Source organism: Rothia nasimurium, from assembly GCF_928381705.1.
GTDB lineage: Bacteria > Actinomycetota > Actinomycetes > Actinomycetales > Micrococcaceae > Rothia > Rothia nasimurium_G.
Genome location: NZ_CAKMSR010000007.1, coordinates 41,345 through 56,874, shown reverse-complemented (window position 1 = coordinate 56,874; position 15,530 = coordinate 41,345). Strand labels below are relative to the sequence as shown.

At 56.2% G+C, this 15,530-nt stretch carries 12 protein-coding genes; 9 read left to right on the top strand and 3 right to left on the bottom strand.

The annotated features are described in order from the left end of the window. Positions 1-11: 11 nt before the first annotated feature. The 9 genes from L6762_RS07200 to L6762_RS07160 all read left to right on the top strand — a co-directional run bounded on the left by L6762_RS07200 (position 12) and on the right by L6762_RS07160 (position 11,244). Positions 12-1,097, top strand: coding sequence for a Fic family protein (locus tag L6762_RS07200; RefSeq protein ID WP_237186310.1), 1,086 nt, complete (start codon positions 12-14; stop codon positions 1,095-1,097). Positions 1,098-1,235: 138 nt separating this feature from the next. Beyond that, complete coding sequence (locus L6762_RS07195) at positions 1,236-2,195, top strand: AlbA family DNA-binding domain-containing protein (RefSeq protein WP_237186308.1); 960 nt, start codon at positions 1,236-1,238, stop codon at positions 2,193-2,195. Between the two features lie 76 nt (positions 2,196-2,271). Continuing rightward, complete coding sequence (locus tag L6762_RS07190) at positions 2,272-3,048, top strand: transposase (protein WP_237186306.1); 777 nt, start codon at positions 2,272-2,274, stop codon at positions 3,046-3,048. Then, a complete protein-coding gene (locus L6762_RS07185) occupies positions 3,045-3,614 on the top strand; it encodes an ATP-binding protein (protein ID WP_336603590.1) in 570 nt (189 codons plus the stop codon). Before L6762_RS07190 ends, L6762_RS07185 begins: the two co-directional genes overlap by 4 nt. Before the next feature lie 273 nt (positions 3,615-3,887). Further along, positions 3,888-5,729: an McrB family protein gene (locus L6762_RS07180; RefSeq protein WP_237186304.1), complete on the top strand. Its 1,842-nt coding sequence runs from the start codon at positions 3,888-3,890 to the stop codon at positions 5,727-5,729. A 2-nt stretch (positions 5,730-5,731) separates the two neighbouring features. After that, complete coding sequence (locus L6762_RS07175) at positions 5,732-7,357, top strand: McrC family protein (RefSeq protein ID WP_237186302.1); 1,626 nt, start codon at positions 5,732-5,734, stop codon at positions 7,355-7,357. A gap of 145 nt (positions 7,358-7,502) precedes the next feature. Continuing rightward, positions 7,503-8,234 (top strand): glycerophosphodiester phosphodiesterase family protein, encoded by a 732-nt coding sequence (locus L6762_RS07170; RefSeq protein ID WP_237186301.1) that lies wholly within the window; start codon positions 7,503-7,505, stop codon positions 8,232-8,234. A 77-nt stretch (positions 8,235-8,311) separates the two neighbouring features. Continuing rightward, positions 8,312-9,805: a DUF1846 domain-containing protein gene (locus L6762_RS07165; RefSeq protein WP_237186299.1), complete on the top strand. Its 1,494-nt coding sequence runs from the start codon at positions 8,312-8,314 to the stop codon at positions 9,803-9,805. 272 nt (positions 9,806-10,077) lie between these two features. Next, positions 10,078-11,244 carry a cytochrome P450 gene (locus L6762_RS07160; protein ID WP_237186298.1) on the top strand — a complete coding sequence of 389 codons (1,167 nt, stop codon included), beginning with the start codon at positions 10,078-10,080 and terminating at the stop codon, positions 11,242-11,244. A 74-nt stretch (positions 11,245-11,318) separates the two neighbouring features. Here L6762_RS07160 and L6762_RS07155 read toward each other — a convergent pair whose 3' ends face one another. The 3 genes from L6762_RS07155 to L6762_RS07145 all read right to left on the bottom strand — a co-directional run bounded on the left by L6762_RS07155 (position 11,319) and on the right by L6762_RS07145 (position 15,404). Next, entirely contained in the window at positions 11,319-11,720 is a 402-nt protein-coding gene (locus tag L6762_RS07155) for a cupin domain-containing protein (RefSeq protein WP_237186292.1), read from the bottom strand. A gap of 84 nt (positions 11,721-11,804) precedes the next feature. Continuing rightward, positions 11,805-12,422, bottom strand: a complete 618-nt coding sequence (locus L6762_RS07150) for a lytic transglycosylase domain-containing protein (protein WP_237186290.1) — start codon at positions 12,420-12,422, stop codon at positions 11,805-11,807. Between the two features lie 141 nt (positions 12,423-12,563). After that, complete coding sequence (locus tag L6762_RS07145) at positions 12,564-15,404, bottom strand: multicopper oxidase domain-containing protein (RefSeq protein ID WP_237186288.1); 2,841 nt, start codon at positions 15,402-15,404, stop codon at positions 12,564-12,566. Between the last annotated feature and the right edge of the window lie 126 nt (positions 15,405-15,530).

Below are 15,530 nucleotides of genomic sequence, written 5' to 3'. Positions count from 1 at the left end.
AGATTTTGAACATGACCTGGTCTGCTGATGAACCCTACAATGATCTTCCGCCGTTACCGCCCGTCGACTACGTGGAAACTACCCGCGTACTCAAGGCGGTCATCGAAGCGCGGGCAGCTATTGCTGGTTTAAATGAGGCCCTAGTGTCCCTGCCTAATCCGGGCATCTTCCTGCATTCTCTTGCCCTGCTTGAGGCCCAGGCAAGCTCTGAAATTGAGAACATTGTAACTACCACTGATGAACTCTTTAAGGCAGCAACGGTATCAACGGAGGCTAGCGGAGCGACCCGGGAGGCTCTGCGCTATCAAAAAGCCCTCTTTGCTGGGCTTGAAGCGATGCGGGAGCGTCAGGGCATTATCACTGCTAATACTGCCCGAGAAATCTGTAGCACTATCCGCGATATTGATACTCGGGTCAGACACGGGGACGGCGTGTATATCGGTAACCCGGTAACTCGCCGTCGTATCTACACCCCGCCCCAGGGCGCTGAGGTGATTTCTGCGAAGCTGAGCAACTGGGAAGAGTTCGTGAACTCTGCTGGTAGCTTTGACCCGTTGGTGAAGGTTGCGCTTGCCCATTATCAGTTTGAGGCTATCCATCCTTTCGACGATGGCAATGGGCGCACCGGGCGAATTCTGAACGTGCTGATGCTGGTATCTTCTGGGCTTTTGAGTGAGCCTATTCTTTATATTTCTCAGAGCATTATTGCCCAGAAGAATGACTACTACCGCCTTTTGAATGCGGTGACTTCTGAGGGGGCATGGGAAGACTGGATGCTCTACATGGTTGAAGCTATGCGTTCAACGGCAGTGAGTACTCTGCAGAAGATTAAGCAGATTCAGGCGTTGCAGGAACAGGTAAAAGAATGTGTTGGCTCTCAGATGCCGGTAGGTGTTGTAGATATTCTTTTTGAGCAGCCCTACTGCCGTATTAAGGACGTGGTGGGTCGATGCTCGGTGACCCGCCAGACCGCAACCAAGTACCTGGGGGAGCTCGTCTTGGCCGGGGTACTGCGGGAAGAAAAAGTTGGTAGAGAGAAGCTCTTCGTGAATGAGAGGCTGATGGATATTTTGAAGAGTGACGTAGTGAAAGGGTAGAACTCTTTGTCGTATTCGCTCTGTGCCGGTTTATCGCTGCATACGGCCTGAGGGGTCTGCGCGGATTGATAGGGGAGATGTACATTGAAATGTGCAAAACCATGTACATCATGTGTATAAGTGTGTATATATGTACATATGGAATGGACATTAGAACATCTCAATGAGACCCTGAACCGGCTCAGAACCTACGGTTCCGAAGAACCCCGCCTTGAAATTAAAAAGGCAACGGAAGGCTACCCCACTAGTATCGCTGAAACCCTCTGTGCCTTCTCCAATATGCCTGACGGGGGAACCCTTATCTGCGGTATCGATGAAGCAGAGAACTTCTCCGTTGTTGGAGTCTATGACATAGATGAACTTGAAAAGTCCATTGCCTCTGCCCTGCGAAACTCTTTGACCCCTAAGGGGAACGCCACCTTTGATCGCATAACAGTGGGTGATGCTGCCGTCCTCATCGTGAGCGTTGCGCCCCTCCCTCTGGTTGACCGCCCCTGCTATTACCGGGGCAAGGCCTACATGCGCTATTCCGACGGCGACTACGCCATGGACGACTACGAGATTACCCGTGTTCTGGCCGCACGGGAACGCAGGCAGCATGACCTTGAAGCGGTTGCTCACACGAGCCCTGAAGACCTCGATAGGCGGTACACCGAAAAATTTGTTTCAGCTGCCCGGCATACTTCGCAGCGGCTGAGTCAGATAGACGACAAGGTCGTGCTTGCTCGCAAAAGCGTTACTACAGCAGACCACCGACAGCTGACCCTGGCTGGCTTGTATGCCCTGGGAAACTACCCGCAGCAGTTCTACCCTGCTCTCAAAGTTTCTGGGTGGGTTGAAGATGAGGTCTTGCGTAATGCAGACAAGTTAGAAGCTGACGGCCCCTTGGTAGAGATGCTGGAGCAAACTCTGCAATGGTTAGTAAGAAATCTTCGTTTTTCTGTGGTTCCTGATGGTCAGGGAGGGCTGAAAAATCAGCCTGAGATTCCGCTCATTGTGCTTCGTGAGCTGGTGGCGAATGCTCTGGTTCACCGTGCCCTTGACGCTGATACTGAGGCTTATTCAAAAGTAGACACGCACCCCACACCCACCAACTAGACAACGGCCCCACCCGCAGCAAAAATATGAGCGTTAAATCTCTACAAATAACCTCAAGCCATACCGGACAAGACCGTTGCTACACCAGCGTACAACCGGCCTCACAGCCACGCAATTCGCCACACTACACACAGCCCTCACCCATCACCTCACCTGGTCAAAACCAGGCGGAAGACCACCAGCGCTAACCCTCACCCAAGCCCTCAAAATCACCCTGCTCTACCACCGCCACAACCTCACCGAAGAACTCCTCGCAGAACTTTTTGCTGTCTCTCAATCGACAGTCTCACGAGCTATCAACACCATCGAAAAGACCCTGGAGAAGATTCTCACTCCGCTGACTCAGCCTTTGAAAGAAAGCCTCAAAGCACCCGGGTCCTTAGTAGTTGACGGGACTCTGATACCCACGTGGAATTGGCGTTCACTTGGTAAAACAAATTTCTCTGGAAAGCACAAACGAGCCGGATTCAACCACCAAGTCATTTGCACCTTGGATGGAAAGTTGCTGGCTATCACAGACCCGGTGCCCGGGGCCAGGCATGATGCTTACGCCTTCAAACATCATGGCTTGGAAAGATATCTTGATGAGAGCACTGTGGCTGATAAGGGCTATATCGGGTTGGGGTTGGCTACCCCGGCCAGGCGCAAGCCGGGTCAACGGCTGAGTCGGGAGCAGAGGCGGAATAATCGAGTGCTGAATCGGCTGCGGTCGGTGGTGGAGCGGGTTATCGCTCACATCAAGACTTGGCGGATTCTTCATACGGGGTTTAGGCGGCCGTTGGGGTTGTATGGGCGGGTGTTTGCGGTGGTGCGGGGGTTGGTGTTTTTGGCTGCGGGTGGGACTTTTGAATAAGCCTCACTGCCTACGCGAAAGACGTTGTTATTCGGGTTTATCGCAATCGCATTGTTATCACTAACCCTGGAGGGTTATGGGCTGTGACTACTGCCAACCTTGCTCAACCGGGGCACAAAACTGCGGTTAATTCTGCCCTCTATGAAATTTGTAAACTTGCTCAGATTTCTGATGGTTCCAGGGTGATTGAGGGTGAAGGGAACGGTATTTTTGAGGCTCAAAAGGCCATGTGGCAGGCCGGTCTGCCGCCGCTGGAGTTTGTAGATAAGGGCTTCCAATTTACTGTGATTATTCGGCGCCCTTCGATGGACGTGCAGAAGGACGAAGTAGCTCAGCTTCTTGAGTCTGGGCAGGACGGTGCGCCTCTGGAGCTTGCAGAAACTGAGCAGAAAATCTACTCTTATCTGCTCCAGGGTGGCGATCGAACCGTCGCAGAAATTATGGAGGGGCTTCAACTGACCCGCCGACAGGTTGCCTACAATCTCGGTAAGCTCAAGGACACTGGGCTCATTAGCTCTTCTCATGTTCCTGGGAAGCGTGGGGCAGTCTATGGCGTTGCCGGGTAGTTCTCAGCAGGTGGAAGTAGCTGTCTAGCGCGGAACCTGTCAAAAACACGAAAATTTTGAAATATCAGCAGTTTTGAGGGCCTACCTCCCAAAAAATCGGTAGATTTTGTACATGACCTGGTCTGTCGATGAACCCCACAACGACCTATCGCCGCTGTCAAATATCTGAGTGAGTATGTCGCAGCTGGGGTGCGTCGGGAAGAAAAATTTGGTAGAGAGAAGCTCTTCTTGAGTGAAGAGATTATAGATATTTTTAAGCAAAAGGAGAAATAGTTGAGAAAAGATTTTATATTTTGCAACAAAAATATAGATAACCATATGAAGGAGGGAAAAAACCAGAAAAGTTATAAGCATCCAACAATTGATCAAGATCGAAGTTACTTTATAACAAAATTTCCTGCAGAGTCCCTTTCTGCGAAGGAGTTTATAGAGCGTTTTAATACCTTTCAGGATTCTGGATCTGGCATGAAGAAGTACTGTATTCCGGAATATGATGAGTTTTCAATTAAGTTTTCTCACGAAATTCGGGAGTCTCTGGAAAACTTGAGAGAAGAGTATTCAGGTGTGTATTTATTCGAAGTATATGATGATATTCGTAAGGAATCGAATTTAGGTATTCCCTATAGGTCGACTAACTCTGCCCCTGGTGTGGTCAAAAACCTTGTTCAAATGTTTGAAAACTACAGTCAGTTCTCAGATAATTTGGATTCAATAATGATAAGTGCAAAATTAAAAACAGATGCTAATGGGAATCCTAAAGATGGGATTTTTAAAAGTGATCTAAAGACAGCGGGAAGGCTCCCTGAGGAGGAAGAATCTGTGATGGAGATGGTTAATCTATTGAAATTCCAGAAAAATGCCATCGTGGAAGGTGTTGCCGGCTCTGGCAAGTCTCACATGCTTCAGGAACTGCGTGAAAGCGGGGAGTATGGTGAAAACGGCAGTCAGATTGAGGTTGTTGTCTTTCACCCCTCCACTTCTTATGAAGAGTTTGTTTCCGGTATTCGTCCGAACTTTACGAAAAAGAAAGGCGAAAGAGAATTTGTAACTCAAGAGGGCATCTTCGTACAGATGTGCAACAGAGCAGCCGCCAACCCAGATAAGAAATTCTTACTCTTCATCGACGAAATCAATCGCGCAAACACCTCCCGAGTCTTTGGCGACCTCATGCTGGTCATCGAAGATTCAAAACGTGTGGACTTCAGTAAATTCACCACTAAATCTCCTGAAGATGAAAATTTTGAAACAGAAAATAAACCTAAAGTAACTTCTTTGGGTGCTGACGAATCAGCAGACGGACAAGTTGCTAAGAGCGAAAAATATCCTTTGAAAGCTTACCAATATGGTGCTCTCTTCTCCTCAGAGACAATGATTCCATCCACCGAAGATGGGAAGCCTGCCGAATATGTCCGCCTGCAAACTCCTATTATTAAGCAGGGGATTGAGTTTAGTAAACTCGCGGTCCCTTCTAACCTGCACGTCCTGGGCACCATGAACACCACTGACCGTTCCGTAGGTACCATTGACCTGGCCCTGCGTCGTCGCTTTTATTGGATTACCCAGGAGCCCATGAGTAATAAGGCTGAACTGCTCAAGGCTTTGAAGCTTTCAGATGATAAGGATAAATCAGTTGGTTTAGTGGCTGATTGGTTTATGCATGCAAATGAAGTTTTAGGCTCAAAGGTTGGCCCTGACGCCCGTCTGGGACACGCCTACTTTTTCAATAAAAACGGCGATGCGGAAGCTATCGCCGATGCCCTGCTGAGCCAGCTCAAGGAAATTGCATTCACTTTCAACATTGATGAAAAGGTTCTCTGGGGAGTTTCCAAAGATGGGAAATTTAATAAAGATAACCCTGTCTACTGTTTAGAGTCTAAAAAATGTTTAGAGTCTAAGAAACATATTGGTGCAGTGAAAGTAATTATCCAGAAAGATAATCAGGAAGAGAAAAAACAACTCTGGGGTGTGCAGAATGAGGGCGAGGGTCTCGGCCGCCGCCCCGTCGTTAAAAAAATTGACGATAAAGGTAAATCTTCAGCGACCGACCGGGGCAGCAACTTTGAGAATGAGGGTTCTGAGAGCGCTACCTCTGAAGATGAGCAGGGCAACCAGTAGTCATGACCGCCTACCGCTATTTCCGTGTGAGCGGGAAGGGCAACGGTATCGGAATCACCGTGCTGAGGCTGGTGGGGGAAGAAAACCCTACTGGCCCAACCACCCTTACGCTGCACGTCCTCCCCAAAATCTGGTCAGACTACAAGAAACTTCGAAAAGAGTGGCTCGACGAGGGTAAAGGTCGCAAGGAGAAAGACTTCAAGCTCCTGCGTACCCTCCCAGACCTCAGCACCTCAGAGCACGAGGGGAAAGATACTTGGCACAGCTATCTCTACGAGATGGACACCCTCCAACTTCCGGACGAATGGGCTAAATGCCTAGCTGTCGCCACCCCAAACTCAACTGAATTTGAAGAAGAAACCCAAGAAACTGAGCTTGTATCAGAAGTAAAACAACACGGTGAGGAAGACGATAGGGAAGACGGCGAGGTAGACCCTCTCTGGCAGGAAGTCACGCAACCCGGAAAAGACCCCCACAAAGTCGAACTCAAGCCCTTAGAGGACGACCACGCCAAGCTCATGTGGTACATGCTCTCCCACTACGACCAGCACCCCAGCAGGGTTGCCGGTCACCGCGACTTTCCGCCTTCAGGCATAGAACTCTTCCCGAATATTCCTGCTATGCGTGAAGTTTTTTACGCCCAGTTCGTCCGCTATGCCCTTGAAGCCGTTCGCCACCGTAAACCCACCTTCTTACCCGTTCAGGAAGAGCTGGGGTTCGTGCGGGGACGCATGGTGCCAAGAGGGCTCGTTGACCGTAAAATCCAGCGACGTATGCCTATCCTGTGCGAGTTTGATGCTCTCACAACCGATAGTTACATCTGGCAGGTCATTCGCGCCGCTACCCAGCTTGCTGCCACCAGCAACAACCAAAGAACCCTAGATGCCGCTGTTGAAGTTGATGCCCACATTCGAGACGTCCGCCTGATTCAGCCTTTAACACTCCTCACGAGCAGCATCGCCGCTAATGAACTAGCTCGGCTGAGTGCAGACTTGAAGAAGGCCTACTTCCTGGGCCGGGCAATCATCAGCGAGCACTTCGGGCTCGGCGTTGAAGAACCCCTCACGGAGGGTGGTGTCATCGCCAACATCAAATACACCACCAGCGACCTGTGGGAAAAGATTGTTGCTGGTTACATGCGGCAAAGTGTCGATGAGGCTACGGTGGATGAGCAAAAGAAACTCTATCTTTACTACGACGGTAAGAAGAGCGCTTTCGTTACCCCCAAAACACCTGACCTTATCGTTACTACCCAGCAGAAGACCATGGTATTTGATGCCAAGTATAAGTTCTCTAAGGGGTCTATTACTCGGGCTAGTATGAGTGACCAGTATCAGCTCACTACCTACTCCTACCGGATGGGGTGCAGTGCTTTTTTGATCTATCCAGAGCTAGCGGTTGCCGAGCAAGAGGCGTCTGGCGGAGGATCTCAGTGCAACAAGGTTTCCTCTCTCTTCCTGGCACCTCCAGGTTATGGTATCGGCAGGGAAGAGAGGCAGCCCCAAAAGTCCGAAGACTGGAACCGTATCGGCGTCCTTTCCCTGCCCTTTCCTAGCCCTGATGCTGTGGACTTTAGCTTGGCTGAGGCATATCGGGAACGTATTCGTGAGATCTTTCGTGGCTCTTAGCCAGCTGTTCTCCTGAGAGCCATATCCAGCGGGTGCAAGGTTCCTAGGGTGTGTGCAGGGTTTTCCCTGCACACACGCCGAGAACCCTGCACAGAGGCCTACGATGGGGCACCTTTCGTTAACCTCCCTGCCCCATACTGGTGCCATGCGTATTTTTGCTCACCGCGGGGCGTCCGGAACCCGCCCTGAAAACACCCTCGCCGCCTTCACCGCCGCCGCTGACTCCGGCGCGACCTGGGTCGAAACCGACGTTGACATCGCCGCCTGCGGCACGCCCGTCCTTCTGCACGACACCGATCTCGACCGCACCACCAACCTCACCGGCCCCCTCTACAGCTACACCGCCGAGCAGCTATCTCGGGCGGACGCCGGCGCCTGGTTTTCGCCCGACACGGCGGGGGAGGCAGTGCCCACTCTGGCCCAGCTGATTGATCTGGCCAATGAGCGCGGGCTCAACCTCAACATCGAACTGAAATCCAACGAACAGGGGGCAGAGCGTTCCCGTCTGCTGGTTGACCGGGTTATTGAAGAGCTGGCCCGCCTGCTGCCGGGGCGAGAGGTAATCGTCTCATCCTTCAACCACCTGCTCCTGGCCGAGTTCAAACGCCGCGCCCCGCAGTATGCGGTGGGGGCCCTCTTCGTCACCGAGATGTTCCAGCCTGACTGGCGCTCCGTTCTAGAACTCATCGGTGCCAGCGCCGCTCACCTGGAAGACCGGGGCCTGACCCGCGCGACCGTCCGCGCCCTGCGCGAAGCCGGGTACGAGGTTAACGTCTGGACGGTCAACAGCCCCGCCCGCGCCAACGAGCTGAAAAACTGGGGCGCCACCGGTGTCTTTACCGACTACCCCGAGCGGCTACTGCACCTAGAGAAGTAAAGCGTGCCCGCTCTCACCGCCGCCACGCGGTCGGGGCGCGGGCGCTCGCACCCATGGTCTTGATAGGCTTGAATTCCATGGTGAACAAAATTGGTTTTGACCGTGAGAAGTACATCGAGATGCAGTCTCGACACATCCAGGAGCGCCGCGAAGAAATCGGCGGCAAGCTCTACCTCGAAATGGGTGGCAAACTCTTTGACGACATGCACGCCTCCCGTGTGCTACCCGGCTTCACGCCCGACAACAAGATTGCGATGCTGGAGCAAATCCGCGACGAGGTAGAAATTCTTATCTGCCTCAACGCCAAAGACCTGCAGCGCAACAAAATCCGTGCTGACCTGGGCATTACCTACGAGGACGACGTGCTGCGCCTGGTCGATGTCTTCCGCGACCGCGGCTTCCTGGTCGAGCACGTGGTGCTCACCCAGATGGAGGACGACAACGCCAAGGCCGTTGCCTTCAAGCAGCGCCTGGAGCGCCTGGGCCTGAAGGTTTCGCGTCACCGCGTCATTCCCGGTTACCCCACCAACACCGACCTGATCGTGAGCGAGGACGGCCTGGGCCGCAACGAGTTCGCTGAAACCACCCGTAACCTGGTGGTTGTTACCGCTCCCGGCCCCGGTTCCGGCAAGCTGGCAACCGCCCTGTCGCAGGTCTACCACGAGAACAAGCGCGGTGTGAAGGCTGGCTACGCCAAGTTTGAGACCTTCCCCATCTGGAACCTGCCCCTGGAACACCCGGTTAACCTGGCCTACGAGGCTGCGACCGTTGATCTCGATGACGCTAACGTTATCGACCATTTCCACCTGACCGCCTACGGTGAGTCCACCGTCAACTACAACCGCGACGTTGAGGCTTTCCCGCTGCTCAAGGTGTTGCTGCAGAAGATGACCGGCACCACCCCCTACCAGTCGCCCACCGACATGGGTGTGAACATGGCCGGTAACTGCATCACTGATGACGCCGCCTGCCGCTATGCCTCTGAGCAGGAGATTATCCGCCGCTACTTCAAGGCCCTGGTGGACGAGGCCCGCGGCGGCCTGGATTCCACCCAGTCGGACCGCGCTGCCGTGGTCATGGCCAAGGCCGGTATTAAGGAAACCGACCGCCCGGTCGTCACCCCCGCCCGCCTGCGCGAAGAAACCACCGGTGCCCCCGGTGCGGCGATCGAGCTGGCAGATGGAACCATTATCACCGGTAAGACCACCGACCTGCTCGGCTGCTCGGCTGTTGCCCTGCTCAACGCACTCAAGCACCTGGCAGGCTTGGACGACAACAAGCACCTGCTGTCGAACGAGGCCCTGGAACCCATCCAGCGCCTGAAGACCCTGCACCTGGGTAGCCAGAACCCCCGCCTGCACACCGACGAGGTGCTGATTGCCCTCTCAACCTCTGCGGCTCACGATGAGGACGCCCGCGCCGCCCTTGAGCAGATTAAGAACCTGCGTGGGGCTGACGTGCACACCACCACCATTTTGGGTTCGGTGGACGAGGGGGTCTTCCGCTCCCTGGGCATGCTGGTCACCTCTGACCCCAAGTTCCAGAAGAAGGCTCTCTACCAGAAGCGCTAGGCTGCCCGCCGTCCTGAGGTCTAAGATTCACTTAACCCCGCATTTAAGCGTAAAACCCCGCACTTAACTGCGGGGTTTTACGTTTAACTGCGGGGGGCTCGGGGTGCTCGAAACCCGCCCCCTGTGAAGCCCCTGTTTATGCTCCTGCCCACGCACCTGTGTGGTTGAGCAGACGGGCGATGTGGGTGCGCTTGTTGGATAACTTCTGATAGGTTCAAAATAGCAATAATTTGCATATCTAATACCAATGACCGTTATGTCAGGGGAGAATCATGACTCAACACGTTGACGAAACACACTACGACTGGAACTCCCGCTCGCTCGAAGTGCAAGAAGACCAGATCGCAGCCTACGATTCTATGCGCGCTCGGTGTCCTGTTGCTCACGATGAATTTATGGGCTACACCCTCTTCAAAAATGAGGATGTCCGGTATGCCCTTGAACATCCTGAACTGTTCTCTAACCGGGTGTCGACCCGCCACATAGCGGTCCCTAACGGAATGGACGCGCCCGAACACACTGCTTTCAGAGCGATTAACGATAAGTACTTTACCCCAGAACGTATGCAGGCTTTTGAGCCGCAGATTCGTGAAGTGGTGCGGCAGCTTGTTCGTGATACTCCTCGTGGTGAGACGGTTGACATCATGGGGGAGTTCGCCACCCGCTACGCCATGCGCGTGCAAAATGCTTTTATGGGGTGGCCAGAGAGTCTTGAAGAAGCTCTGATTGCCTGGATGAACAAGAATCGATCTGCCACTCTTAAGCGTGACCGCGCTGAAATCGCTGCAGTTGCTTTAGAATTTGACGGCTACATTCGCGACCTTCTGAATGAACGGCGGGCGAACCATGAAATTCAGGATGTCACAGCCGAGCTTCTGCAGGACCTTGTTGAACTGCCGGGGGAGCAGCCTCGTGTTATGACGGATGAAGAGATTGTCTCCCTTATCCGAAACTGGACTGTTGGTGAGCTGTCGACGGTTTCGGCCATTGTGGGAGTCATCGTGAACTTTTTGGGTGAGAATCAGGGTGAGGCTGACCGTTTGCGGCAGAATCCTGAATATATTGGTCACGCTGTTGAGGAGATCTTGCGTTTGCAAGATCCTCTCATTGCGAACCGCCGTGTGACAACTGCAGACGTTGAGGTGGGCGGTCGTACGATTCCTGCTGGATGCCCGGTGACCATCAACTGGACGTCGGCGAACCGGGATGAGGACGCTTTTGAGGATGCCCTGGACTACCGTCCTGATCGTGATCAGTCGATGAACCTGACCTATGGCGCGGGAATTCACGTGTGCCCGGGGGCTCCTCTAGCTCGGTTGGAGCTGCGCGTACTGGTTGAAGAGTTGCTTGCAGCGACGGAGTCAATCATAGTTGAGTCTACTGAGAATGCTCAGTTTCCAGTGGCTGGGTACTCTTCGGTGAAGGTTGTCATGAGGTAGGGGAGAGCCAGTAGCAGCTGCTTATCCGGGCAGCCAAAGTGCTACCCGGATAGTCTGTGGCTGCCTTCGCTCTTTTAGCCGGTGTAGGTAGCGTCGTCGACGGGGGCGCCCCAGTTGACGAATTCGCCGTCCTCGTTGAAGGGGGTGACGGCGATGTGGGTCATGGGCCCGTCACTGGTGGCCCCGTGCCAGTGGTTGACGCCGGGTTCGAAGAAGAAGGCTTCCCCGGGCTCGAGGGTTTTGGGTTCCTGGCCTTCGAGCTGGTAGACGCAGATTCCGGAGGTCACCACGATGAGCTGGCCAACGTCGTGGGTGTGCCAGTTGGTGCGGGCTTCAGCCTCGAAGGTAACGGCAAGCGACTGGAGCTGGCTGCTGGGTGCCAGCGGGTGCATATATACTTGGCCGGTGAAAGAACCGGCAGGGGCGGGCTTGCCCTGCGGGAAGAGCTGATCTGAGGGAACGGACGAAGCGGTCACGGGAATCTCCTTAATGGTTAGGTTTTCCCATTATCGCCCACAGAGGCCAAAACATGTATAACAGATGTTTATTTTACGGCTCCCCTAGCGCACCAGGGTAGCCTGCTTGAAGCTGGGGTCGGGTGCGCAGGTGACCGCGTATTTAGTGGCGGCCAGCTCGTCGATTTTGACCACGTAGTTCTGGGTTTCAAAATAGGGCGGGATGCCACCAAATTCCTCCACGGCACCGGGTCCGGCGTTGTAGCCTGCCAGCACGATATCCTGAAGCGAAGTTTCAGCCGAGGCGTAGGGGGCTAGGCGCTCAGAAAGATAGGCCAGGTAGCGGCCCTGGGCGGCGATGGAGTCTTCGGGGTTGTTGATGTCCCCCTCGCCCCAGATATCCCAGGTGTCTTGGGTGAACTGGGCTAGGCCGTGGGCGCCCGCGTGGGATTCGGCGGTGGTAATCCAGCCTGACTCGGTTTCTAGCTGGGCTGCCAGAACGCCTGCCCGGAAGCCAGAAACTTGGGCTGCAGCTTCAATATCGTCCCGCAGCTCGGTGGGGGCGTAGGCCAGGTCGGTTTGCCCGCAGTAGTCCTCGTAGGTAGCAGAAAGCCCCGCGACACCGGCTGTCATCAGCACTGCTGATGCCACAATTTGCCAGTGCGCGACCAGTCCTGCGCCGATGCGCAGGGCTAGATTGGGCTTGGTGCGTTCACTTGTCATCAGGTCAAGACTACTGGAAAACCCTCCTGCTCGTCAGGCGCTCACCCGCCCTACACACCCTAGGGTGATGCACCCAACCCCGGCACTAGGGGCTACTGCCAGATGCCCGCTGGTGGCGGCGTCCGCGACTTTAAGCCAGCTCTAGCTGCCGGCGACGGTGATCTGCCCGCGGGCCCCGCGTTCGGCGGCGGCAAAGTTGTGGTTGACGAAGGTGTAGGTGCCCGGTTCGGTAAAGACCATTTCGACGAAGCCGCCCTGGGCGGCTGAAAGGTCGAGGGCTTGGGCGCCGCCCCCGCTGGAACCAAATGCGTCTACGCCGTCCTGTAGTAGGTAGCCGCCTTCCTTGTAGACCGTGTCGAACTGGCTACCCACCACGTGGAAGCTCAGCTCACCGTTGGGTCCGGCGTTGAGTACCCAGATGCGCACGCGCTCGCCGACGCGGGCGGTGAGGGGGTCGCGCAGGTATTGGGTGGCGTGGCCGTTGAAGAGGGTGAGGGTAGGGGTGCCTGCGGCCAGCCCCTCGGGCGAGATGTCGGTGAGGACGCCCTCGCCCGGGTTGGCGGTGGAAGTTTGGGTGCTCGTGGTTTCGGTCAGGGCTACCTCTGACTGCACCAGCAGGTATTCGCGGTCGACCTGGGGCAGGTCGGCGGGGTCGATAATGACCGCCCCAAACATCCCCGCTGCCAGGTGGGTACTCATGGGCATGGTGGAGCAGTGGTAGAGCCAGATGCCCGAACGCACGGCTTCAAAGCGGTAGGTGAGGGATTCACCGGGGGCAATGGTGCGCATAACCTCATCGGGGGAGACGGTTCCGGCGTGGAAGTCTACCGAGTGCCCCATGCTCCCGTTGTTGACGAGTGTAATTTCAAAAATATCGCCCACGCGCCCGCGCAGGGTGGGGCCCATGTAGGAGCCGTTGAAGGTCCAGGCGTTGAGGTTGACCCCGGGGGCGATTTCGCGGGGGAGTTCCTGCACATCCAGGGTCTGGCGGTGCACGGTGCGGCCGTCGATGCTTTCACCGTCGGCTACGGGAGCCAGGGTGGCGTCGCGGGTCTGGTAGCTTTCAGAGATATCGCCCTGCAGGTCAATATCGGTGGGGGCTAGTACCGAGTTGGTCACCCCGCCGGTGCTGTGCCCGGCGTGGGCTGAACTATCGGCGGCGCTGGTGCCCGCCTGGGCGGCGTCCGCCCCGCTTGCTACCACCGTGAAGGTCATACCCATAGCCTTGTGCCCGACCACCGAGCACCAGCCCTCTAGGTCACCGGTGATGATGCCGACGTCCACGCTCTTGGTTGCCCGGGGGTCGATGCGGCCGGTGGTGGCTCCGTTGGAGAAAGTTAGGTCGTGGGCGTTCTTGGTGTCGGTGTTGGTGACCTCAATGACCAGGCGGTTGCCTACCGGAACCTCTGCGGTGTCGGGGGTAAAGCGCATGTCGGCGGTGGCTTCGACGGCCAGGGTGGTGGTCTGGCCGGTGGCACTCCCGGCGGACGAGGGCGCGGCAAGTCGGGCGCGGGCCGCCGGGTCAACCGCGACCCCTAAGGCTACGATCAGAGCCACAGCCAGGGCACCGATGAGGGCATTGCGCAGGTGGGGTACGGGAGTCGGCGCGAGCGCCTCGGGGTCGGGGGTGGGCGCCTCGCCGCGGGCTCGGGCCTGAATCATGGCCTTGCGCGCACTGACGGAGGCCCGCACCCCGCGCATCATGAGGGGGATGAAGGCGAAGAGGGTAAAGGCTCCGAGCAGGGAGGCGCCGGTGCGCACCCAAGAGCCGGTGAGGGAAACCGGCAGGATGAAGATCAGCAGGGAGAGGTTGACCATGACGGCGCGGCCCGCAGCGAAACGGTTGAACTCCTTGTTGGCGGCGCGGACGGCCTTGGGGCCGCCGCCCATACGGGCAGGCAGTAGGTAGGTCATGGCACCCAGTAGGGTCTGAGCCAGGAAGCCGGCAACAAACATGGGGGTGACCGGGCGCAGGGTCAGGGAGTCAAAGGGTGAGGTCGCGACCAGGTAGGCAGAGAAAAGGACGCCCGCGGTCAGCCAGACCATACCAGCAGCTACCGAGAAAGTCGCGTAGTCGGCAGGCTTCTTGGCGGTGGTGGTGCGCACCATGAGGGCAAGAACTAGCCCCAGGGCACCGGCATAGAGCAGCAGGCCGGTAACAGCCAGCCAGGTGAGACCTGCCAGGGCGCCAGCCACAGTGAGCCCCAACCCCGCACACAGGCCTGCCAGGGCGCGGGTGGAGCGGACGACGGCGTCCGGCACCATGACCGTGCGCAGCATGGTCGGCCAGAGGGTCATCAGGGTACCCACCACCGTGATACCCACAAAGCCCAGAACGTTGATAGCCTCGTGGGCCAGTAGGAGACGGCCGTGCCAGGTGGCACTCAGCCCGTCATAGGCCAGCAGGGTACCAAAAGTAGCACCCACCGGCAGTAGCCAGGAGGCTGCAATGTAGTAGCGAATCGTCACCCCGAAGCGGGCGGGTAGGGCAGTACGCATCTGCTGTAACAGGGCGACCCCGTGCCAGGTGACCACAGCACCTACGCCTACCGAGCCCAGCACGGTCAGCGGGTAGAGGGAAAAGGCCACGCCCACCATGAGCACCACCATTGAGGCGTTCAAGGTGTAGATGCGGGCCAGCTGCACGGGCCTGGCGCTATCGGGGAGCTTATGCTTGAGCAGGGCCTCGGTAAAGTGCTGGGACCAGACCAGAATCGAGTTGGTAATCAGACCCAGGGTGACCATGTGAACCATCAGCCAGAGGGATTCAGGGATCCACCTGTGGGTCATGAGCGTGATGAAGAGGGCGAGCATCCACACTGATACCGGCTTAGATGCCTTCCGGTGCCAGGTGCGGCGGCCGCTGGCGATATCGCGGGCCTGCCGGTCGGTGACCGGTGCGCCGGGAGCGTCGAGCGGACGCGCCCCCAGAGTCAGCTGCTCGCGGTAACCGGGGCGGGGGGTGGCGTCCTTATCTGGCATCTCTACTCCAAAACTTGTATGCGTAATGCTGATTATATCAGTGTGGTTTTACGATGAGATAGCTAAGCATTGGGCATACCTCTGCCTATCGACCCTCTTGCTCCTCGCCTGGGGGCTCGTCGCAAT

Bases quoted from the DNA above. Each gene is read 5' to 3' on its own strand.
- L6762_RS07200 (WP_237186310.1), top strand. From the start codon at position 12: ATGACCTGGTCTGCTGATGAACCCTACAATGATCTTCCGCCGTTACCG.
- L6762_RS07195 (WP_237186308.1), top strand. From the start codon at position 1,236: ATGGAATGGACATTAGAACATCTCAATGAGACCCTGAACCGGCTCAGA.
- L6762_RS07175 (WP_237186302.1), top strand. From the start codon at position 5,732: ATGACCGCCTACCGCTATTTCCGTGTGAGCGGGAAGGGCAACGGTATC.
- L6762_RS07170 (WP_237186301.1), top strand. From the start codon at position 7,503: ATGCGTATTTTTGCTCACCGCGGGGCGTCCGGAACCCGCCCTGAAAAC.
- L6762_RS07165 (WP_237186299.1), top strand. From the start codon at position 8,312: ATGGTGAACAAAATTGGTTTTGACCGTGAGAAGTACATCGAGATGCAG.
- L6762_RS07160 (WP_237186298.1), top strand. From the start codon at position 10,078: ATGACTCAACACGTTGACGAAACACACTACGACTGGAACTCCCGCTCG.
- L6762_RS07150 (WP_237186290.1), bottom strand. From the start codon at position 12,422: ATGACAAGTGAACGCACCAAGCCCAATCTAGCCCTGCGCATCGGCGCA.
- L6762_RS07145 (WP_237186288.1), bottom strand. From the start codon at position 15,404: ATGCCAGATAAGGACGCCACCCCCCGCCCCGGTTACCGCGAGCAGCTG.